Raw genomic sequence first — 20,389 nt, forward strand, 5'->3', positions numbered from 1 at the left:
TAGGCATATTCGTAGGCATATTCGTGGGCAAATATCTCCTTATGCGCTTAGCTCATTGCCGGAATGAATTTCTGTATTTGCAAATAGCACAGTCTTTGGTGCATGATGGCAGGCATTAATCATCATGTCAGAAGCACAGGGAATTTGGATATGCAAACTTCAAATAACAAGGCGACTGTATCAGCATTGCCCAGCGGGCATGGCGCACGCTGGTGGAAGTCTTTCGGACCGCAGATAGTCATAGGTTTATTGGCCGGGGTGGTGGTGGGGCTGATAGCACGTAACATGGGCACACAGGGTAGCGAGGCTAACTGGCTGCAGGTTGCGCTTGGTGCAATTGGTAATGCCTATGTGGGCCTCTTGAAACTCATGATCCCGCCGCTGATATTGACGGCAGTGGTCAGCAGCATTGCCAATTTGCGTCGTTTGCAAAACGCAGCGCAACTGGCAACACAGACTTTGATCTGGTTTGCGATTACTGCTTTTATCGCAGTAGCCATAGGCCTCACAATAGGCCTGCTGGCGAATCCCAGTGCAGGTGCGGTAGTCGATGCTGCCAAGGCCAGTGCACCGTCCAGGACAGGTTCCTGGTGGGCTTTTCTGAATCAACTGTTACCGGGCAATATCTTGGGCATGACAGCCAGCAGCTCAGTCAAGCTGGTGGGGGAGAAAGCTGTTGCCTCCACACAGCTGGGTTTTAATGTCTTGCAATTGCTGGTGATCTCGATTGCAGTGGGCATCGCTGCACTCAAGGTCGGTGAGCGTGCCGAACCGCTGTTGCGTTTTACCGATGCAGTCGGTGCAGTGGTGCAAAAAATATTGTGGTGGATCATACGCCTGGCACCGATAGGTACGCTGGCCCTGCTGGGTGATGCGGTAGCCAGTTATGGCTGGGATGCGTTGGGCTCGCTCGCCAGTTTCAGTGCATCAGTGTATGTGGGTTTGCTGCTGGTCTTGTTCGTGGTGTATCCCTTGCTGGTCAAGCTGCATGGCTTGTCCGTGCGCCAGTATTTCACAGGCGTCTGGCCTGCAGTACAACTGGGATTTGTCTCACGCTCGTCCATGGGTACCATGCCTCTGACAGAGCGGGTGACCGAGCGTTATCTCGGTGTCCCGCGTGAGTATGCAGCCTTTGCCGTGCCATTGGGCGCAACCACCAAGATGGATGGCTGTGCCTCGATTTATCCGGCGATCTCAGCTATCTTTATCGCGCAATTCTATGGTCTGCATCTGGATGTCACGCAGTTAGCCTTGATTGCCCTGGTTTCTGTACTGGGCTCAACCGCGACTGCCGGTACAACCGGTGCCACTGTCATGCTGACACTGACTTTATCTACCGTGGGCCTGCCATTGGAAGGTGTCGGCCTGTTGCTGGCTGTGGAACCCATCATTGATATGGGGCGTACTGCGGTCAATGTCGCAGGGCAAGCGCTGGTGCCGACGATAGTCGCCAAGCGCCTGGGTTTGCTGAATCTGGAACTCTATAATGCTGAGCGTACTGCAGAAGCGCTCGAAGCTGAGCTTGTCGAGCGTCAGGCAGCATAAGCCTGATAACGCTGGCGGCCTGTTGAGTCTATCGCGATGAAGCGCATTAGCATCCTGGATGATGCGGCCGATTTGCCTTTGCAATTAGGCCCGTCTGCTTTTGTGCAGGACGATGTCAAGGCTGTTCTGCCAGTCAGCTTGCTGGAGTTTTATCAGGGTGCACCGGCCTGCCATTTGCTGGCCTGGAACGATAAAGATAGCGCAACGATGGGCCTGAGCACATCAGGCAGCGTTATCGTCTTTGAACGCGCCCGGCTGCTTGAATTGACGATCAATATTTTGCGGCGCGCCAAAGGGGCGGGCTGGATTTCTTTTGAGGCTGTGCTCACAGATCAGGACAAACCTCTGGTGTTGCTTGAGTCATTTACGTTTAATGAAGCTGGTCTGGCATGGCTGGAAGCGATGACTGCCGTTTTCGAGGCTGTGTTTGGCGTCAAGTCAATATTGATTGAGCATGGCTATGATTGTTAAATTGTTTCAGAAGATGATGGATTTGATATGTCATAGCCATAAGTTTCAATATGAAAATGACCATTCTGAGCCAGTCTTGCAACATGGCGACAAGTCCCGCTTGTAAGCCACTGAAAATTGTTAAATACTGGAGTCGGGAAGGCTCAATTATTCATGGTCACTGTCTTTATATAAGCACTATGTAAGGAAAAGAAATGCCTGCCAAGCTTTGAAAGTCCATCATCGTGCGCGCATTTCTATTCATCTTTTTTTGCTGTACCTGTGCGTATGCCCACGCCCATGAGCAACTCGTGCAACGCGAGGTATTACGCTTTTCTTCTTCGCTTAGTGAAGCTGGTGAGGCCTTCGCAGACAGCAAAATTTTATTGGAAAAACTGTGCAGGCAGAGCGGCCTGAGTTGTAGCCTGACAGCATATCCACCCGGTCGTGCGGTTAAGATGCTGCAAGATAGTGAAACCGCAGGCGAGTTGCCGCGCTTTGAAGAATTTCAGAATCTGGCGCCAACAGCCAGCCGCGTTCCTACGGCTTTGGGTTATCTGAGCTTCAGTTTGCTGACGCGTGACAAAAATATAGTCGTGAAATCCATGGCCGACCTGAAGAGGCACAAAGTGTTTTATGTGCGCGGCAATGCGGCAATTGCAGCGCATAAAGAACTGGATAATCTCATACCAGTAGGCTCAGAACATGATTGCGCCTACATGGTGTTAAGAAAACTGGGGGACGCCTGCATCATGACCAAATCGCTGGCGTTGAAAATGCTGGAAGGAAGCCAGGCTGCTGCAGACAGCTACTACTTGCAAGATTTATTTTTCAAGCCAGTTTATTTATACCTGTCACCCCGTTATCAATATCTGCAAGAGATCCTCGATCAAAAACTCAGAAACATGCGGCCAGAAGAAAAAATCGCACAGTAGCGAAATTTCAATATAAAGGTGTTTACCTAAGTATTGGTTTGCGCTATATTATCCGCATGTCAAACCAGCAAAATCAACTCGATCATCTGTTTTCTGCCCTCGGTGATACAACGCGGCGTGCTGTACTGGCGCGCCTGTGCCAGGGGCCGGCTGCAGTCAGCGAGCTGGCGCTGGAATTCGACATGGCTCTGCCTTCATTTACCCAGCATCTGCGGGTACTTGAGCATTCTGGCCTGGTAGTGTCTGAAAAAAATGGCAGAGTAAGAACATACCAACTGGCACCAGCAGGCCTGAAAGAAGCAGAGCAATGGCTGGCTGCGCAGCGCAGCGATTGGGAGAAGCGCTTTAACCAACTGGATGCTTATTTAAACAAGATAAAGGAGAACCATAATGTCTGATGCAACGACGGAAGAAGGTAAACTTGATCTGGTGCTGGAGCGTATAGTCGATATCCCACCTTCTTTGGTGTGGGCTGCCTGGACTACGCCCGCCCATTTGCTGGAATGGTTCACGCCTGCTCCGTGGAAAACCGTGGATTGCGAGATAGACCTGAAAGCTGGCGGTATCTTCCGCACGGTCATGCGTTCGCCTGAAGGTGTCGATCACGACAATGCCGGTTGCTATCTCGAAGTCATACCCGGCAAGAAACTGGTGTTCACCGATGCACTGGGGTCAGGTTTTCGTCCTACCGGCAACTCCTTCATGACTGCCATCATTACTTTTGAGCCGCATGAAACGGGAACCCAGTATAAAGCAGTCGTCCTGCATAAAAACGCAGAAGACAAGCAAAAACATATGGAAATGGGATTCCATCAGGGCTGGGGCACGGCCCTCGATCAACTGGTCGCCCATATGAAAAAACTCAATTGACAGTGCAAGTGCCAGGCTAAGGATCATATGCAGGCTCAGCTCGTTTTTTTACATACTTCACCGGTACATGTCGCGGGCTTTGATGCCCTGATGCAGGAACTGGCTCCGGGACTTAAAGTACATCACCATGTTGATGAAAGCCTGCTCATCGCTGCGCAGCAGTTTGGTGCAACAGATGCTGCCGTCATTCAAAAAGTGGAGGCAGCGATGCATGTGGCTTCCACAAATTGTGCAACTGACTATGTGGGCATGGTGGTATGCACCTGTTCCAGCATAGGCGGGATTGCCGAACGCATGAACGGGCGTTCAGGTTTGCGGACGGCCAGGATAGACCGTGCCATGGCAGATCGCGCAGTCGCTTTGGGGCCGCGCATTTTGCTGGTCGCCGCGCTGGAAAGCACGCTTGATCCAACGACAGAGTTGTTGATGGAGTCGGCCAGGGCTGCAAGTAAAACGATAGAGATCAGTACTCTCTTGCCTGAGCAGGCCTGGGGGCATTTCCTGCAAGGCGACAGACAGGCTTATCTGCAAGCGATCAGTGATGCAGTCAGGCTGGCATTGCAGGATACAACTGCTGGCATTGATGTCGTGGTACTGGCACAGGCATCAATGGCAGCAGCGGCAGAAGAGTTAAGTGATCTGGGTGTCGAGGTGTTGTCCAGTCCCCGGCTTGGTGTGGCACGCGCCATCAGTGCATTGACACATGCTTGATACACGCTTGACACATGCAAACCAGGGACTGTGACTGCTAATTTCTGGCAAATTTTCTTGCTAATTTTCTTCATAAATCGCAAACACGGCACCCTGAGGATCAGCCAGAACTGCAAAGCGACCAGTATTTGGAATATCACTCGGTGGCACATACGTCGCCGCACCCAGGGCCTGTGCTTTTGCAGCTGTAGCGTCGCAGTCTTCAACGCTGAAATAGGCCCGCCAGTGTGATGGTGCCATGACACCATCTGGCAAAACCATCATGCCGCCTATGGCAGTGCCATGTTGCTGCCATTCTGTATAAGTCATGGTGTCATCACTGCCTATGCTAGCACCCCAGCCAAACAAGGCTTTGTAATAGGCTTCAGCTTTTGCCGTGTCACTGGTATTGAGCTGTGCCCAGCAAAAAGCGCCAGGCTCATTATGTATGCCTACACCCGTATTTTTACCCGGTTGCCAGACGTTATGGAAGGCGCCGGTAGGATCTTTTAATACCGCCATGCGGCCCAGGTCATAAACATCAAATGCCGGGACCACGACTTCACCACCCAATTCTGCGCTGCGCTTTGCCGTGGCCTCTGCATCTGCTGTCGATACATAGATAGTCCAGTGCGGCGGTATGCCAGCCTGCTGTTCAGGGTCCAGAGTATAAGCTGCTGCGGCATCGTGACCCTTGAGCTGAAAAATCGTGTAATAGCTTCCCAGTCCCATCTCATTGTCCTGATGGCCCCAGCCAAACAGGTCGCCATAAAATGCCTTTGCAGCTTTTTGATCACTAGTGCCAAGTTCTACCCAGCAAAAGGCACCAGGTTCATGTGTGCTTACGATACTCATGCTGATATCTCCTTCAGTTTTATGTCGGTTGGAAAACGATGGGGTAGGTCAGTTGCCAGAGGAGTGAAAATATAACAGTGCAGCTCAGGAATTATAAGCTGCCGCTCCAAATATGGAATGAGAATTTGCGTGGATGCAGGCAGCTTGTGCGCTTGGCAAAACTTAATGTTATGCTATCGCACATGGTTTTGTTGCGCACCTGCAATTTGCACTGGCATCAAAAGAAAATCCCTCAGCCTCTCTGTATTCATGCCGCTAAAAAAATCGCTGTTTTCACTACTCATCCTGACGACTTTGACAGCCTGTCAGCCTGCCGGAAAATCCGCAGTCAACCAGGTCCCGCAGCAAGATGCAATCCCTGCATTGAGCAAGGAAAATGTAGGTGACTTCGAGAATTACAGTATGCTCAGCACGCAGGATGAATGGAAGATCATCGCCTGGTCCGGCAAAGCGGTAAGCCAGCCCGGCAACAAGATCAAGGGGGAAATCTCAAGCACTGTCAGCATACTGAAAAGAGAAAAGCAAGCCTGGAGGGTCATTTCGCAAAAGCAGTTTGCCGATAGTTATAACCCCGCCTGCAGTTACATACCGAATTCACTCTGGCAGGAAAAGCAGTCTTCATCCTGAGACTACAACAAGGCGCTGCCTATGAAGAGCTGCAGGTATATGGCCTGGCTCAGGGCGAATACAAGCTGCTACAAACTTTGGTGGCCGGGGCATTTGAGTGGACTTATGATGCCGCCAGAAATAAGAAATCTTTGCTGGCAATCTCCGCAACAGCTGGAGAGAAAGCCGTAGCTTATCTATGGAATGGTCAGCAGTTCGTGCTCGTGGACGCTGCTGAGGTATCAACAAAATCTGCTGATTATGTCGTAGATTAAATTCTGGAAAATGAAATCAAATTGAAACTCTCCGCTTATTTAAGCAGCGCCACCGCTTCGGTATTTTTTATTGCCTGTATTTCGTTGGCAGCAGATGCAAGTGCGCAAACAGTGGCTATCACTATCGACGATGGCCCCAATCTGGAACAGACGCCCAGGCTGAGCCCTGAGCAGCGCAATCTGGCCATGCTCAAGGCGCTGTCCAGGCATGGTGTCACTGCTGCCCTGTTTGTCACTGCCAATTATGCAGCCACTCAACCTGCCGGTTATGCGCTGGCCAAAGCCTGGGGCGATGCGGGGCATGCTGTTGGTAACCACAGCATGAGTCACCCTGACCTGCATAGCGACAAAGTCAGTCTTGCACAATATCAAAAGGAAATCCTTGATTGCGACGCCATCATCAGCACCTTGCCCGGCTATCAGAAATGGTATCGCTATACTTATCTGCGCGAAGGTAATACACCAGAAAAACGCGATGGCATGCGCAGCTTTTTGAAGCAGCATAACTACCGTAATGCCTATGTCAGCCTGGATACCAGCGACTGGCGCCTGAATGAAAAATTGGTAGAAGTGCTGGGAAAAAATCCCCAGGCAGATGTGAGTGTCATCAAGCGCGCTTACCTGGCCCATATACGCCAGCGCGCCGAAGCTTATCGCGCCCTGTCGTGGCAATTGCAGGGGCGCGACATACCGCAAGTCTTGCTCATGCATCATAACCTCATCAATGCCCTGTGGCTTGATGATGTGCTGGCCCAATTCAAGGATATGGGCTGGAAGTTCACGACCCCGGCTGCGGCATTCAGTGATCCAGTCTATCAACTGGTACCGGATCGTTTGGCATCAGGACAAAGCCTGTTGTTGTCCATGGGCAGAATACTGGGCTTGGGCAAGTTTCCTGGCGGAGAGCGTTTGGTCGATGATGGTGATTTTGAGATTGAGGAATTGAAGCGACAGGGTTTGTAATCGGATTTTCCTGTAATTGAGAATTGCAATATGGCGATCAACATTCATTATCAAGACGATACCGGCGACTATGAGAGGGAGTATGGGCAGTGGAAAGGGCTATTGCTATCGGTCAGTAATGCGCCTGGGCCGACATTGCGTTTGCGTACTGCATTCGACAGACGGATGCGTTTGGATGCGGGAGATTTGAGTCTTCTGTGGGCAGAAATACTTGATGGTTATCACGGCGTCACTATCTATCGCAATTTGCCGCAACATCAAAACTGGCTCCCTTCAATTAGCTCAACTGAGGTTCAGCGTATCAACGAATTTACTCCTGATCAGCAATTGAAGTTATGGTTTAGATATTTTGTTCGGGTCCTGCGTACTGCTGATATTAGCTGTATGTCCAACGGTTTATGGTCGCTGGAATATTGTGACGGTACCCAAATTTATCATCCACATTGGTGTGGTAGCTATCGCTTGCGCGGCTGGCAGCGCGATGGCGATGATATGCAGTTGTTGCATGCGCCTACAGTTTATCTGGATTGGAACTTGAATGGTAACGGGCAGGTGTTGAATTTGTTTGCCCCGCAACACAAGGATAGTGGGCGCGTCAAGTGGTGGCGAAAATTGGTTCGTAATGGACAATTGCCACCAATACTCGTCTGGTACATTCACGGCCTAAATGCTTATCTGGTATTGGACGGGCACGACCGGTTGCAAGCTAGCTTGCTGGAAGATGTGCGGCCTACTTTTGCGGTGCTTAGTTCTTTTTATGAAATCGCCGTGCAAGGTGATCCCAGGCGGGAGAACGCCATATTGCAGCAAGTAAATATGGTTAGTGAGCGAGTTGCTCAAGGCTTGCATATCAATCCAAGTGTATTGAATGACATGCAACAATTGCTGGCACAGGCGTTTGATCGCAGACCAATGCGTCGCTTCATTACCCGCAGTTCGGCAACTTTGAATCCGCAAACATGGGACGATGAGGTTGCCACCTTCATGCGCCAAAAAGCTGGTGCTGACTGTATTTATTTACGCGGCCTGTGATGAACCCCATCAATTCTGTAAAGCAATTTACTGTTGCATTAATCTCAGCAAAATCTCAGTTAAATAGCGAAACACCGCATTGTATTCAATATTTGTATTAAAAATTGTTGCTCGCCATCACGCCTCCTCTCTTTGGTATATGATCAAATAGGGTATTATCGGTCTCTGCCTGTAATGACCTGTGTTTATTCCGATATGTCATGCCGATATAGTGGAATGCTGAATACGTGCAAGCACACTCTGATCAGGAATGCCGGATAAATATGAGTCTGGATAATTTGCACAAGAGCAATGAAGACGGTCAGCACATGCTGGACCTGTATCGTCTATGCATGAATGATATTGCGCGCAATACTGAGCTGACGGATAGTTTGCTTCGCATAGTCAGCAGCCTGGATGCCCATTATTCTGGTTTGCTGTCTGCTATCGTGGTGCGTGGTATTGAAGCCGATATTAAGACTGATCTGCTGCTTGCTTCAAATTTGCCCCTTGCCTGCCTTGATGACATGCGCAATATGTATGCCGTGGTCGAAGATGCATATCCACAAGGCGCATTTCCTGAACATGGCAAGCATGTAAGCCGATTACAGGCGCTCGCGCACGACCACGGCCTTTGGCTGTTAGCTGAGATACCTATTTCAAATGAAGAGCATAGGCAGTCAGGTAGCTTGTATTTCTTTGCAAAGAATGGGGCAATTGAAGAAAAGCCCAATCAGCAAGTCTTGCAAGAGCTTGCCAGCCTGATCGCCAATCTCATACAACGCAAGCACACGCAGCAAAAAGCCCTGCAGGCACAATCGCTGGCTGAACAAAGCCAGACCAATATGCTGCGTATGGCACTGGCGATAGAGGGCAGTGGCACCGGCATCTGGGACAGGGATGTGCCTGGTGGGCGAATACATTATTCGCCAGGCTGGAAAGCCATACTCGGTTATGCCGATGCAGAAATCACCGGGCGCATAGAAGACAGTTATGCGCGCTTGCATCCTGATGACCGTTCCTATGTACAGGCGAGCATACAGGCGCATTTTGAGGGGCTCACTGAGCAATATGCCGTCGAGCACAGGGTGCGTTGCAAGGACGGCAGTTATAAATGGATATCCAGCCGTGGCAAGGTAGTCAGCCGTGCAGAAGATGGCAGCCCTTTGCGCATGATAGGGACCACGACAGACATCACGGCCATGCGTATTTTGTCACAACGTCTGCAAGAGAGCGCTGACCTGGTGACCTGCCTGACCAATGAAGTACCTGGCCTGGCCTATCAATATCGCATGGATAGCGACGGCGCAGAGCGCTTCACCTATCTCAGCGAAGGTGTGCGTGATATCTATGAATTAATCCCAGGACAAATGCCAGAAGCCATACAACTGGTGCACGCGCGTATTCATGCAGATGATTTTCCGGCCTACCGCAATGCCGTCCTGAAATCAGCCAGCCGGCTGGAACACCTGCATCTGGAATACCGCGTCAATCTGCCACAACAGGGCATACGCTGGCGTCAAATGGATGCAAGGCCACGCCGCCTGCCGGATGGCGCTACCCTGTGGCATGGTTTTATTACCGATGTCACTGAACATAAACGCATAGAGCAAGAGTTGCAGGAGCTGGCGACCATCGACTTTTTGACGCAGATTCCTAACCGCCGCAGCTTCATGGGGCGCATGGAAGAAGAGCTGGCGCGCATGCAGCGTGGTGCCAGCAAGGCGGCAGCGGTATTGATGTGTGACCTGGATAATTTCAAGCTCATCAATGATACCTATGGGCATGCCATAGGCGACCTGGTGCTCAGGCATTTTGCCCATATCCTGCATGATGAACTGCGCAAAAGCGATTATGCAGGCCGGGTAGGTGGCGAAGAATTTGCCGTGGTGCTGGCCGGCACCAGCATTGCCGATGCCACCATTTTTGCTGAGCGTGTGCAAAAACAATTACTGGATACGCCGGTCAATGCGCATACCCATATTATTCCGGTCACGGTCAGTATAGGCATCGCGCTTATGCAGGCCAGTGATATTGATGCCGATGTCTCGCTCTCATCCAGTGACATGGCCTTGTACCGCGCCAAAGAAGCTGGCCGCAACCGCATTATTGTTGCGGCAGACTAGACATTATTTTCTGCTTGCCAGCCAGCCTGCTTTATCCATGGAATAAACCGCAGTGTCCATGTCATACCAGCGCTCTATGCCACGGTATTGCATGCCCAGTTTTTTCATGATATTTGCTGAGCCATGATTATCCTGATGGCAGACCGCGCACAAGGATTCAGCCTTGAGATTTTCAAAGGCGAATGCCGCCATGGCCTGCGCGGCCTCTGATGCATAACCATTGTTCCAGCTTTCCTTGCGCAGACGCCAGCCAGTTTCCAAAGGATTGGCCGGGTCGCGGCCCAGGTATTGTATGCAGCCAGCACCGATGACTTCATTGCTGTCTAGTTCTATGAAACTCCACCACGAAAAACCATACTCTATCCAGCGCGCCTTGACGCGTTCTATCATGGCCTGCGTGTCTTCCGGCGTATCTGGTTTGCCGGTAATGTATTGCATGACTTCGGCCTGGCTGTTCATGTGGAACAGACCGTCAAAATGGCTGTCGTTCATTGGTTCCAGGCGCAGGCGTGCAGTAGTGAGTATGGTCATGATCAGGCAGCTTGTTGAAAATAGAACATACGAGTGTAAGCCTGAAATTCAACTCTTTCAAGCAGCACGCCGGATGGCAAGCTTATGCATCATGCCCTCAATACATCCCTGACGAACACGGTCATATCTGTAGATTGAGGCATGACCTTCGCCTGGTACATCATGTCACCGACAAAACCGCGATGGTAAGTAGCGTGATTGACGACGTGCAGCAACATTTCCTGACAACTCATGATGCCTTCGCCACCGCCAATGAAATTGAAATGGATGACACGTTCCAGATCATCGTCAGTCAGGTCTTTGGCGAAGTCACGGTACCACTGGTTCATTTGTTTGGATGCGTTCCACAGATCATGCAATGCTGGTGTGGTCGCGGTATTGCGGTCTTGATATTCATGCTGCTGCCCTTGCAGATGCGCGCGGAAGATATCGTCGATGACATACACGTGGTTCAGGGTATGCAGCATATTGCCAATGCGGGTCAGCCGGGGGCGCAATACCTCTTCTTCAGGTAGGGCACTCAACATGGAAAACATCTTGTCATCAGCCCAGGCTTTATAGTGGGTCAGCATGCGTATATTCGATAACATCGTCATTCATATTCTCCGGTTGGATAAGAAAACTTGCCTCCCAGATAGAATATGCTTGTTGAGATAGGGTCAGTAGATACAGATGTTTGCGATTACTGCAGATACAATGCGAGAAACAATTGAAAAAACAAAAAGCCACCAGAACATCAGTCTGGTGGCTTTTAATTTCAGCATCTGCAAGCCTGGGCTTGTATTGCTTTATTTCTTGAACCTGGCTTCCGCAATACGATCAGCCACGACGCTGGTTGGCAAGCCTTCTGCATCGGCTCGGGCAAACACTTCAGCCAGGGTTTCACCAATGCGGCGTACATGGGCGACCATGCCGTCTTCCGGTGTGTTCAGGTATTCGTAGCACACCTTGATGATGCCGCCAGCATTGATGACAAAGTCAGGCGCATACAAGATACCTTTTTGACGGCAGAGTTCGCCTATCTCTGGTGTTGCCAGCTGGTTGTTGGCGCCACCTGCAACGATCTTCGCTTTCAGGCGTGACAGGGTGTCCGGGTTCAGGGTTGCACCCAGGGCGCATGGTGCATAGATATCGGCTTGCACATCATAGATGGCGTCGATGGCGACGACTTCCGCACCCAGTTCTTCTTGCGCGCGTTTCAGTGCACCCTGGTCGATGTCGGTAACGATGAGTTTGGCACCGGCTTCCTTCAACTGGCGGGCATAGTCATAACCGACATGACCCAGACCTTGCAGGGCCACGGTCAGACCATCAAAGTTGTCACGCTTTAAATGGTGTTTGACTGCAGCCTGGGCCCCAACGAAGCAGCCCAGTGCGGTGTAGGGCGATGGGTCGCCACGGTCACCCAGACCAGCAACGTATTTGGTTTTGCTGGCAACATTGGCCATGTCAGCCGGGCTGGTGCCTACGTCTTCTGCTGTAACATAACGGCCACCCAGGCGCTCCAGGGCTTCGCCCAGGGCTTCAAACAGGGCAGGGGTCTTGTCAGTCTTCGGGTTGCCGATGATGACGCTTTTACCGCCGCCTATAGGCAGGCCAGCAACGGCGTTCTTGTAAGTCATGCCGCGCGACAGGCGCAATACATCACGTACGGCTTCAGCTTCATCTGCATAATTCCACATGCGGCAGCCACCCATGGCTGGGCCAAGATTGGTGTTGTGGACTGCGATGATGGCTTTCAAGCCGGATTTGGCTTCGGATGCGAACACGACTTGTTCGTGGTCGTCGAAATTGATTTCATTAAATACAAAAGCGGTCATGCTTATGGCTCCGCGCGGATCAACCAGACGAGCTGCCAGATCAGGCAGATGCACTGGTGCCGCAAAAAAGTTAGTTAAATAGTGGTGTTGTCATGCAAATAAAACTGTCTTTGATCACGGGTTGGTGTAATCAAAAACGCAGGGCGGTGATTGTGTCACGCGTGCGAAGTATAGGGGAATAGGATGTGAAACTCAATCTTGCCAGCCAGCTACAAGCAGGGTCTTTACTCATGCTGCAACGCTGATTTGCGTCAGATCAAGCAACTCTTTCATAAAACGTTCCTGGGTTTTCAGGCAAAAACCAGCGGAATAGGGGTTCATGAAGCCATGTTTGCTGCCCTTGACCAGTTCTGCATCCTGATTGCGCCGTCGCAAGTCGGCCACCAGTTCTGCTGGTTCAAAGGCTGCTTCCTGCTCGGCAAAAATCAGGCGCATCGGGCAAACAGGTTTTACCTCGCGATGATCGCGTATGCGCGAGCCATAAAACAGCACGGCTTGCTGCATGCCGGCCATGGCCGGCATGGCGCTATTGAGCCAGAGTGCACTGGCTCCGGCGCTAAAGCCTATCGCATAACGCAGGCTGGATTGATGCTCTTCTATGATACGGGCCAGGTTTTCGGCATAGGCAGCAACGCCGCCTTCGGCAATAAATGCGTGATAAGCCAGTGTTTCTGCCGGGTATTGTGTTTTCTCGCCACTAAAAGGCGAAACGGTCAGGCAGGGCAGGGGAAATTGCCGGGCAAAACTGGCAACCGCTGGCGTATTGCCAAAAACATCAGTAACAATCAGTAAGACGGGCGGTGAAGCTGGTGCAGGCGCTTGAACAGAAACAATAACAGACACAATGAGAGCTTGATAGATACGCAGGAGGCGGGAGCCTACCGGACTTGTGATCGAAATGCAAGAAATTCACCCATAAGTAAGCGACAAAGGGGGAGTGTTGCTAGCTGGTAATGTCGCTGGAAATGCATGATTGACACTTGCCTGCATGCTCATAGATACTTGGCAAGAGTTGGAACTTTTTGTTACAAATCAGCTTCTTAGCGAAACATTTATTATAAATATACGGAGAACCACCATGTTGCGACCCAGTCTGATTTTTCTTTCTCTTGCCCTGGCATTGACGGCATGCAGCAAGGGAGGAAAAGATGGCAAGGACTCGGACCAGGCCAAGGCCAGTGCCAGTGCAGGTACTAGCGCGGCAAGCGCAAAGTCTGCCAGCGCCAAGATACCAGACAGTCCCTTGCTGGTTACTGAAGAAGACTTGCAGACCATACAAAATAGTGCGCTCTCATCCGGGCCCGTGATTACCGGCTCGATTCAGCCAGAACGCAAGGCAGACCTGCGCTCGGAATTATCTACAGTCGTTTTACAGGTGCTTAAAGAAAATGGCGAGACTGTAAAGCGTGGTGACTTGCTGGTGCGTCTTGATGATACTTCGATACGCGACAGCCTTAATTCAGCTGAAGAAGCCGCCAGGGCATCGGCGCAGACACTGGAGCAGGCTGAGCGCCAGTTTCAGCGCCTGAAGACCTTGCGTGCCTCCGGCATGACCTCGACCCAGCAACTGGAAGATGCAGAAATACGCCGTAACAATGCCCAGAGTGACCTGGTAGCCGCCAAGGCGCGTGCAGTGCAGGCGCGCCAGCAAATGCAGCGTACGGAAGTGCGCGCACCCTTTGATGGTGTCGTCAGCGAGCGTAAGGTCTCGGCAGGTGATACCGCCCAGATAGGCAAGGAACTGGTCAAGGTCATCGACCCGACCAGCATGCGCTTTGAAGGCTTGCTGTCTGCCGACAAGGTGAACAATGTCAAGATAGGCCAGGCAGTCAGTTTCCGTGTCAATGGTTATGGCGACCAGCAATTTGCTGGCAAGGTCAAGCGTGTCGATATGGCCGCGAATGCCACTACCAGACAGGTAGAAGTGCTGGTGGCTTTTGCCGACGCAACACCACCAAAGGTGTCTGGCCTGTATGCTGAAGGCCGCATAGAAACAGGTTCGACCCAGACCCTGATGATCAAGAGCACAGCCTTGATACGTGATGGCGACAAGGCCTATGCCTGGCGCATCAAGGACGGCATCGTGAAAAAAGTCAGTATCGTGATCGGTGAACGCGATCCCCGCCGTGGCGACTTTGAAATACGCAGCGGCCTGGTGGATGGCGACAAGGTCATACGCAATCCGATTTCTACTCTTGTGGATGGGCAAAAGGTAAAAATGGTTGCTACTGCAGGTGCGAATTTGCCTGCGGCTCCGGCCAGTTCAGTCTCTGCATCTTCTGTGTCAGCATCAACAGCGGCATCGTCCCCTGCAACTGCCAGTCCTAAAGGGAAATAATCATGTTCCTTTCTGATTTCAGTATTAAACGGCCGATTGCGATGATCGTCATCATCATCGCTCTCATGTGCATGGGCCTGCTGGCACTAAAAAAACTCAAGGTTAACCAGATACCGGATGTCGAGGAACCGGTACTGGTGGTCAGCATCCCCTATCCAGGTGCATCTCCAGAAACGGTAGAACGCGAAATTATCAACCGACTGGAAAAATCGCTGCAAAGTATTACCGGCGTATATCAGGTACGTTCGACTGCGTTTGAAGGGCGTGCACAAATTGTAATCGTTTTTAACTTCAATAAAAATCTCATTGAAGCCTCGGACGAGGTGCGCAATGCGATAGCATCGGTGCGCTATAAACTGCCTACGGAAATGCGCGAGCCCATACTGGAGCGCAGCGATCCATCGGCACAACCCATCATGCAGATGGCGCTGTCGTCCAGTACGCTCAGTCATGCCGAGATTTCGCGGCTGGCAGAAGATGAGTTATCCGATAAGTTCCGTGGCATAGATGGGGTTGCTACGGTCAGCGTGAATGGTTCTTTACGGCGCGAGTTGACTGTACTGCTGCATGCGCAAAAACTGCGTGAATACAATGTCTCTGTCGGTGAAGTGGTCACTGCCTTACGCAATCAAAATACCACGGCACCTGTGGGTAAAGTGCGCGGCAAGCTGGATGAACAAAGCATACGCCTGATAGGGCGCATAGAATCACCGGCAGAATTCCAGAACATCGTCATCAAGCGCCGTGGCACTGATTTGGTCAGGCTCGCGCAAGTGGCTGAGATTGCTGACAGCTTTGCCGAGATAGGTGGCTTCAGTGTGCGCAATGGTAACCCCAATGTCGGTATCTCGGTCACCCGTTCGCGTGATGCCAGTACTGTGACAGTTGCCAACAAAGTGCGGGACTTGATAGAAGAAATCAACAAGACTTTGCCAAAGGGCAGTAAGCTGGAAGTCACGCAAGATGGTGGCAAGGATGCGCAATCCAGCCTGAACAACGTCATTGAATCCCTGATGTTTGGTGCGGTGCTGACGATCTTTGTCGTGTATGTGTTCCTCAATTCCTGGCGCTCTACCCTGATCACGGCGATGAGTTTGCCAACTTCTGTGATTGCGGCTTTCATCGCAGTCTGGTTATGTGGCTTTACCCTGAACTTCATGACCTTGCTCGGCTTGTCGCTGGCAATTGGTGTGCTGATTGATGATGCAATTGTGGTGCGCGAAAACATCGTGCGGCATATGGAAATGGGTTCAGACCGCCGTACTGCTGCCAGCAATGGCACCAAGGAGATAGGCCTGGCGGTGGCTGCCACCACTTTCTCTATCATTGCCGTGTTTATTCCTGTGGCTTTCATGCCCGGTGTTTCTGGTGAATGGTTCAGGCCGTTTGCGTTGACCGTTGCCAGTTCCGTGCTGGTCAGTCTGTTTATTTCATTTACGCTGGACCCGATGTTGTCTGCTTATTGGGGCGACCCGGTCGGACATCACCTGGAACCCAAGCGCGGCATTAGCCGGATATTGGCCAAATTCAATACCTGGTTTGACCATCAGGCTGACCGTTATGGCAATGTGATTGCCTGGGCCCTGCATCACCGTGTCTGGATGGCCTTGATCGCTGGCCTCAGTTTTATAGGGGCAATCGCCTTGCATGCAAGTATGGGGGGCACCAGTTTCCTGCCTGTGTCTGACAATGGCACCCTGGTGATTGATGTGCGTACTCCTTCCAGTGCCAGTCTTGACTATGGCCGCATGAAGGTGGAAAAAGCTGCCGAGCTTGCCCGTACCATCAAAGAAACCAAGGCAACCAACAGTGTTATCAATGCCGGTGGTGGCCGTGTCTATGTTGATATCGGCAAGAGTACGGAGCGCAAGCGCTCGGCCAGTGAAGTTGGGGTTGAGTTGCGCAAGCTGGTGGCAACCATTATCGGTGCAGAATATGTGGTGCAGGATGATCTGAGTAATGGTGCCAGAAAACCGGTGCAAATCCGGTTCTCTGGCCCAGACTCAAGAAAACTCACTGAGATTGCCACCGACTTCATGGGGCAGCTCAGCAAGGTGCCAGGCGCAGTGGATGTAGGCTTGTCTGAGCAAGATCCTAAAGATGAATTGCAGATAGAGCTGGATCGCGGCCTGGCAAATTCCCTCGGCATCTCAGTCAATGACGCAGCCCAGGCTTTGCGCGTGGCGTTTGCCGGTGTCGAGATTGGTGATTGGGTTGATCCTACCGGTGAGGCGCGTGACGTGGCGGTGCGTCTGCACCCGGACGACAGGATCAGTGCAGAAAATATAGAGCGCCTGCCTATCGCCGTGGCTGGTAGCGACAAGATGGTACCACTGGAGCAAATCGCCAAAATCACCATGGGCAAGGGCCCAGCCAAGATCCAGCATACTGATGGCAAACGCATGATAGAAGTATCTGCCAATGCACAGGGCAAGTCTTCTGGTGAAGTCACAACCGAGGCTTTGAAGATCGCCAGGGCCATGAACTTCCCCACTGGTTTTGGTATAGAACTTGGCGGTGCAGCACGTTCGCAAAAAGAACTGTTCACTGAAATGACCATTGCTCTGGTTGCTGGCATAGGCTTGATGTACTTGATACTGGTCATGCAGTTCGGCTCCTTCACTGCACCTATTCCTGTCATGCTGTCCCTGCCTTTGAGTCTGATAGGTGTGGTGGTTGCCTTGTTGCTGACCAAGGGCACACTGAACCTGATGAGCTTTATCGGCATCATCATGCTCATGGGGCTGGTCGCCAAGAATGCGATTCTCTTGCTTGACTGTGCCAGGAAACGCGAAGAAGAAGGCTATGACCGTGAAGAGTCATTGATGTACGCTGGCCGCAAGCGCCTGCGTCCTATCCTGATGACCACCTTTGCGCTGATCGCCGGTATGTTGCCAGTGGCGATAGGCCTGGGTGAGGGTGGGGAGTTTTACCGCCCACTGGCGATTGCGATTATTGGCGGCACCATCACCTCCACCTTCCTGACCTTGCTGGTCGTGCCGACTTTCTATGACAGTATAGAAATCAGCGTTGACCGTATGGTCGCCAAGTTCCATCGTCGTGAATCGCGCTGGAATACTTTCTTTGCCTTCATCATGACATTTGTTGAAGCCCTGCTGACACTTGTTATGTTGCGTTTTATCTTCCGCCTGCCATTCAGGTTGTGGCGTAAGGTCAGCGGCAAACCTGCGCTGACCTGATGACATGAATGCCCACTTCATAAGTGGGCATTTTCATTTTTGCGCCACGGTATGTGGAGAAAAGGTGGCGAAAAGACAGAGCAAAAGCGGAGAAATTGTGACGCATATGGAGAGTATGTGAAAAATTATTTTGTCTGAATTTTACTCATAACCGTATCGTCATCAACTCATGAGTTTTTTATTTTTGCGGTGCACAAACCTAGCATCCATGCGGCTTGCAGCCTGGTTGCTGGTTTGAGTGATACAGCATTACGGTAGCTCTCTGACATCATTTCTCCTTGTATGTAGGGACAAGCTTCAAACCATAGCTTTTCTCTATCAAACGCGGGCGTTTTCAGGCTTGACTACCCCTGCACAAATCTGGATACTTCGCCCACTGTTTTTCCAGATATATCCATCTTATATGCTGGCAAACTTATCCATGATCCCAAAAGGCAAGCCTGTCTTTACAAAAGGCAGTTTGCCAAGGCTGTGAAAAAAACAATTGAACAGGAGAGACGAATGACTCAATCCGTGGCTATGGATGGCGCCGACAAAGCGCGCATGCCTAAGCAAATACCCTATATCATCGCCAACGAGGGCTGCGAACGTTTCAGCTTTTATGGCATGCGCAATATTCTGGTCACCTTCCTGACTACCAGCTTGCTGCTGTCCATGCCTGAAGAAATGCGCAAGGACATGGCGAAAGAAGTGTTCCATACTTTCGTCATCGGTGTGTATTTCTTCCCCTTACTTGGTGGTTGGCTGGCTGACCGATATTTTGGTAAATACAATACGGTGTTCTGGCTCAGCCTTGTGTATTGCTGCGGCCATGCATGCCTGGCTATTTTTGAAGATAGCCGCAACGGTTTTTATACTGGACTATTCCTGATTGCCTTGGGGTCGGGTGGGATCAAACCGCTGGTAACATCTTTTGTTGGCGATCAGTTTGATCAGACCAACCGTTCGCTGGCGCAAAAAGTGTTTGATGGTTTTTACTGGATCATCAATTTTGGCTCTTTCTTTGCATCTCTGTTGATGCCTTATTTCCTTAAAAAATTCAGCCCCACTACTACCTTTGACATTTTCGGCGTACTGAAGTTTACTTTGACTGGCCCCAGTATTGCCTTTGGTATCCCCGGCGTGCTGATGCTGATTGCGACTGTCGTTTTCTGGACAGGCCGCACCAAATATGTCCATGTACCACCAGCACCACGTGATCCACATTCCTTTCTGAATGTAGTCCGTACCGCATTGACTACTAATGCACCTGGTCAGGCTAAAACAGGTTATTTCATCGCAGTCGCAGGCGTGTTGCTCGCGATAGGCTCCATGTTCCTGATTCCTAAAGTCGGTATTGTCGCGGCGCTGTGCCTGGCGCTGGTGTTGGTAATGGGCTTTGGTGGCATGGGTACCTGGATGCAACTGGAACGTGCCCGTGGCATTCATCCTGATGTGGCGGTGGATGGTGTCCGTTCGGTATTGCGCATCCTGGTGGTATTTGCTCTGGTAACACCGTTCTGGTCCTTGTTTGATCAAAAGGCATCGACCTGGGTCTTGCAGGCTGATCAGATGACCAAGCCCTCATGGTTTGCATCTTCACAAATGCAGGCTTTGAACCCTATGCTGGTGATGTTGCTGATTCCTTTCAATAACCTGGTCCTGTACCCATTCTTGAAACGTAAAGGCGTGGAGCTGACTGCCCTGCGCCGCATGGGTACTGGTATCGCATTCTCTGGCTTGGCCTGGATCGTGGTCGGTTTCATGCAAGTAGCCATTGATGGCGGCAATGCGCTGACCATCACATGGCAAATCTTGCCGTATGCTTTGCTGACGTTTGGTGAAGTGCTGGTCTCCACTACAGGCCTTGAATTTGCCTACAGCCAGGCTCCTTTGGCGATGAAGGGCGTGATCATGAGTTTTTGGAATCTGTCGGTAACGATTGGTAACCTGTGGGTCTTGCTGGCCAATTCCAGCGTCAAGAGTGAGGCAGTCACTGAGCAAATCAAATCAACTGGCATGAGCGTCACGGCTTTCCAGATGTTCTTCTTTGCCGGTTTTGCCTTACTGGCAGCCTTCTTGTTTGCCTTGTATGCACGCGGCTATACGATGCAAAACAATTACCGTCAGGCGAAATAAACTGAGTGCATGATATTAAAAAACCGCATGATTTTATTCATGCGGTTTTTTTTCGT

The 20,389-nt window shown here is 51.1% G+C and carries 18 protein-coding genes; 13 read left to right on the forward strand and 5 right to left on the reverse strand.

The genetic code is table 11. The features are described 5' to 3' along the window. Positions 1–150: 150 nt before the first annotated feature. From UNDKW_RS06000 to UNDKW_RS06025, 6 genes are all read left to right on the forward strand, one after another. Positions 151–1,545: a dicarboxylate/amino acid:cation symporter gene (locus tag UNDKW_RS06000; protein ID WP_162057962.1), complete on the forward strand. Its 1,395-nt coding sequence runs from the start codon at positions 151–153 to the stop codon at positions 1,543–1,545. Between the two features lie 36 nt (positions 1,546–1,581). Next, positions 1,582–2,016: a hypothetical protein gene (locus tag UNDKW_RS06005; protein WP_162057963.1), complete on the forward strand. Its 435-nt coding sequence runs from the start codon at positions 1,582–1,584 to the stop codon at positions 2,014–2,016. A 224-nt stretch (positions 2,017–2,240) separates the two neighbouring features. After that, the gene (locus UNDKW_RS06010; RefSeq protein WP_162057964.1) at positions 2,241–2,930 is read left to right on the forward strand and encodes a hypothetical protein; all 690 of its coding nucleotides are present in this window, start codon (positions 2,241–2,243) and stop codon (positions 2,928–2,930) included. 56 nt (positions 2,931–2,986) lie between these two features. Next, a complete protein-coding gene (locus UNDKW_RS06015) occupies positions 2,987–3,328 on the forward strand; it encodes a helix-turn-helix transcriptional regulator (RefSeq protein WP_162057965.1) in 342 nt (113 codons plus the stop codon). Next, on the forward strand, positions 3,321–3,800 hold the full coding sequence (locus tag UNDKW_RS06020; protein WP_162057966.1) for an SRPBCC family protein: 480 nt from the start codon (positions 3,321–3,323) through the stop codon (positions 3,798–3,800). The genes UNDKW_RS06015 and UNDKW_RS06020 overlap by 8 nt, the downstream gene beginning before the upstream one ends. 27 nt (positions 3,801–3,827) lie before the next feature. Further along, the gene (locus UNDKW_RS06025; RefSeq protein ID WP_162057967.1) at positions 3,828–4,511 is read left to right on the forward strand and encodes an Asp/Glu/hydantoin racemase; all 684 of its coding nucleotides are present in this window, start codon (positions 3,828–3,830) and stop codon (positions 4,509–4,511) included. A gap of 60 nt (positions 4,512–4,571) precedes the next feature. Here UNDKW_RS06025 and UNDKW_RS06030 read toward each other — a convergent pair whose 3' ends face one another. Continuing rightward, complete coding sequence (locus UNDKW_RS06030) at positions 4,572–5,345, reverse strand: VOC family protein (RefSeq protein WP_162057968.1); 774 nt, start codon at positions 5,343–5,345, stop codon at positions 4,572–4,574. 249 nt (positions 5,346–5,594) lie between these two features. Between UNDKW_RS06030 and UNDKW_RS06035 the strand changes: the two genes are divergently transcribed. The 4 genes from UNDKW_RS06035 (at position 5,595) to UNDKW_RS06050 (ending at position 10,326) form a co-directional block, all read left to right on the forward strand. Continuing rightward, the gene (locus UNDKW_RS06035; protein WP_162057969.1) at positions 5,595–5,972 is read left to right on the forward strand and encodes a hypothetical protein; all 378 of its coding nucleotides are present in this window, start codon (positions 5,595–5,597) and stop codon (positions 5,970–5,972) included. Positions 5,973–6,247: 275 nt separating this feature from the next. Then, entirely contained in the window at positions 6,248–7,189 is a 942-nt protein-coding gene (locus UNDKW_RS06040; protein ID WP_162057970.1) for a polysaccharide deacetylase family protein, read from the forward strand. Between the two features lie 30 nt (positions 7,190–7,219). Beyond that, the gene (locus UNDKW_RS06045; protein WP_162057971.1) at positions 7,220–8,221 is read left to right on the forward strand and encodes a ParB/Srx family N-terminal domain-containing protein; all 1,002 of its coding nucleotides are present in this window, start codon (positions 7,220–7,222) and stop codon (positions 8,219–8,221) included. Positions 8,222–8,484: 263 nt separating this feature from the next. After that, positions 8,485–10,326 carry a sensor domain-containing diguanylate cyclase gene (locus UNDKW_RS06050; protein WP_232063264.1) on the forward strand — a complete coding sequence of 614 codons (1,842 nt, stop codon included), beginning with the start codon at positions 8,485–8,487 and terminating at the stop codon, positions 10,324–10,326. A gap of 3 nt (positions 10,327–10,329) precedes the next feature. Here the strand turns inward: UNDKW_RS06050 and UNDKW_RS06055 are convergent, their stop codons facing one another. From UNDKW_RS06055 to UNDKW_RS06070, 4 genes are all read right to left on the reverse strand, one after another. Continuing rightward, positions 10,330–10,857: a GNAT family N-acetyltransferase gene (locus tag UNDKW_RS06055; protein WP_162057972.1), complete on the reverse strand. Its 528-nt coding sequence runs from the start codon at positions 10,855–10,857 to the stop codon at positions 10,330–10,332. A gap of 89 nt (positions 10,858–10,946) precedes the next feature. Next, entirely contained in the window at positions 10,947–11,453 is a 507-nt protein-coding gene (locus UNDKW_RS06060; RefSeq protein WP_162057973.1) for a DinB family protein, read from the reverse strand. A gap of 192 nt (positions 11,454–11,645) precedes the next feature. After that, positions 11,646–12,677 carry a Glu/Leu/Phe/Val dehydrogenase gene (locus UNDKW_RS06065; protein ID WP_162057974.1) on the reverse strand — a complete coding sequence of 344 codons (1,032 nt, stop codon included), beginning with the start codon at positions 12,675–12,677 and terminating at the stop codon, positions 11,646–11,648. Between the two features lie 228 nt (positions 12,678–12,905). Beyond that, complete coding sequence (locus UNDKW_RS06070; protein ID WP_162057975.1) at positions 12,906–13,520, reverse strand: hypothetical protein; 615 nt, start codon at positions 13,518–13,520, stop codon at positions 12,906–12,908. Between the two features lie 235 nt (positions 13,521–13,755). Here UNDKW_RS06070 and UNDKW_RS06075 point away from each other — a divergent pair, with 235 nt between their 5' ends. The 3 genes from UNDKW_RS06075 to UNDKW_RS06085 all read left to right on the forward strand — a co-directional run bounded on the left by UNDKW_RS06075 (position 13,756) and on the right by UNDKW_RS06085 (position 20,333). Then, the gene (locus tag UNDKW_RS06075) at positions 13,756–15,015 is read left to right on the forward strand and encodes an efflux RND transporter periplasmic adaptor subunit (RefSeq protein WP_162057976.1); all 1,260 of its coding nucleotides are present in this window, start codon (positions 13,756–13,758) and stop codon (positions 15,013–15,015) included. A 2-nt stretch (positions 15,016–15,017) separates the two neighbouring features. Beyond that, entirely contained in the window at positions 15,018–18,215 is a 3,198-nt protein-coding gene (locus UNDKW_RS06080) for an efflux RND transporter permease subunit (protein WP_162057977.1), read from the forward strand. 501 nt (positions 18,216–18,716) lie between these two features. Then, entirely contained in the window at positions 18,717–20,333 is a 1,617-nt protein-coding gene (locus UNDKW_RS06085; protein ID WP_232063265.1) for an MFS transporter, read from the forward strand. The last annotated feature ends 56 nt before the right edge of the window (positions 20,334–20,389 follow it).

The sequence above is a fragment of the Undibacterium sp. KW1 genome, from assembly GCF_009937955.1.
Classification (GTDB): Bacteria; Pseudomonadota; Gammaproteobacteria; order Burkholderiales; family Burkholderiaceae_D; genus Undibacterium.

Excerpts from the sequence above, each read along its gene's own strand:
- UNDKW_RS06000 (WP_162057962.1), top strand. The coding sequence starts at position 151 with ATGCAAACTTCAAATAACAAGGCGACTGTATCAGCATTGCCCAGCGGG.
- UNDKW_RS06005 (WP_162057963.1), top strand. The coding sequence starts at position 1,582 with ATGAAGCGCATTAGCATCCTGGATGATGCGGCCGATTTGCCTTTGCAA.
- UNDKW_RS06015 (WP_162057965.1), top strand. The coding sequence starts at position 2,987 with ATGTCAAACCAGCAAAATCAACTCGATCATCTGTTTTCTGCCCTCGGT.
- UNDKW_RS06020 (WP_162057966.1), top strand. The coding sequence starts at position 3,321 with ATGTCTGATGCAACGACGGAAGAAGGTAAACTTGATCTGGTGCTGGAG.
- UNDKW_RS06025 (WP_162057967.1), top strand. The coding sequence starts at position 3,828 with ATGCAGGCTCAGCTCGTTTTTTTACATACTTCACCGGTACATGTCGCG.
- UNDKW_RS06030 (WP_162057968.1), bottom strand. The coding sequence starts at position 5,345 with ATGAGTATCGTAAGCACACATGAACCTGGTGCCTTTTGCTGGGTAGAA.
- UNDKW_RS06035 (WP_162057969.1), top strand. The coding sequence starts at position 5,595 with ATGCCGCTAAAAAAATCGCTGTTTTCACTACTCATCCTGACGACTTTG.
- UNDKW_RS06045 (WP_162057971.1), top strand. The coding sequence starts at position 7,220 with ATGGCGATCAACATTCATTATCAAGACGATACCGGCGACTATGAGAGG.
- UNDKW_RS06050 (WP_232063264.1), top strand. The coding sequence starts at position 8,485 with ATGAGTCTGGATAATTTGCACAAGAGCAATGAAGACGGTCAGCACATG.
- UNDKW_RS06055 (WP_162057972.1), bottom strand. The coding sequence starts at position 10,857 with ATGACCATACTCACTACTGCACGCCTGCGCCTGGAACCAATGAACGAC.
- UNDKW_RS06060 (WP_162057973.1), bottom strand. The coding sequence starts at position 11,453 with ATGACGATGTTATCGAATATACGCATGCTGACCCACTATAAAGCCTGG.
- UNDKW_RS06065 (WP_162057974.1), bottom strand. The coding sequence starts at position 12,677 with ATGACCGCTTTTGTATTTAATGAAATCAATTTCGACGACCACGAACAA.
- UNDKW_RS06075 (WP_162057976.1), top strand. The coding sequence starts at position 13,756 with ATGTTGCGACCCAGTCTGATTTTTCTTTCTCTTGCCCTGGCATTGACG.
- UNDKW_RS06080 (WP_162057977.1), top strand. The coding sequence starts at position 15,018 with ATGTTCCTTTCTGATTTCAGTATTAAACGGCCGATTGCGATGATCGTC.
- UNDKW_RS06085 (WP_232063265.1), top strand. The coding sequence starts at position 18,717 with ATGACTCAATCCGTGGCTATGGATGGCGCCGACAAAGCGCGCATGCCT.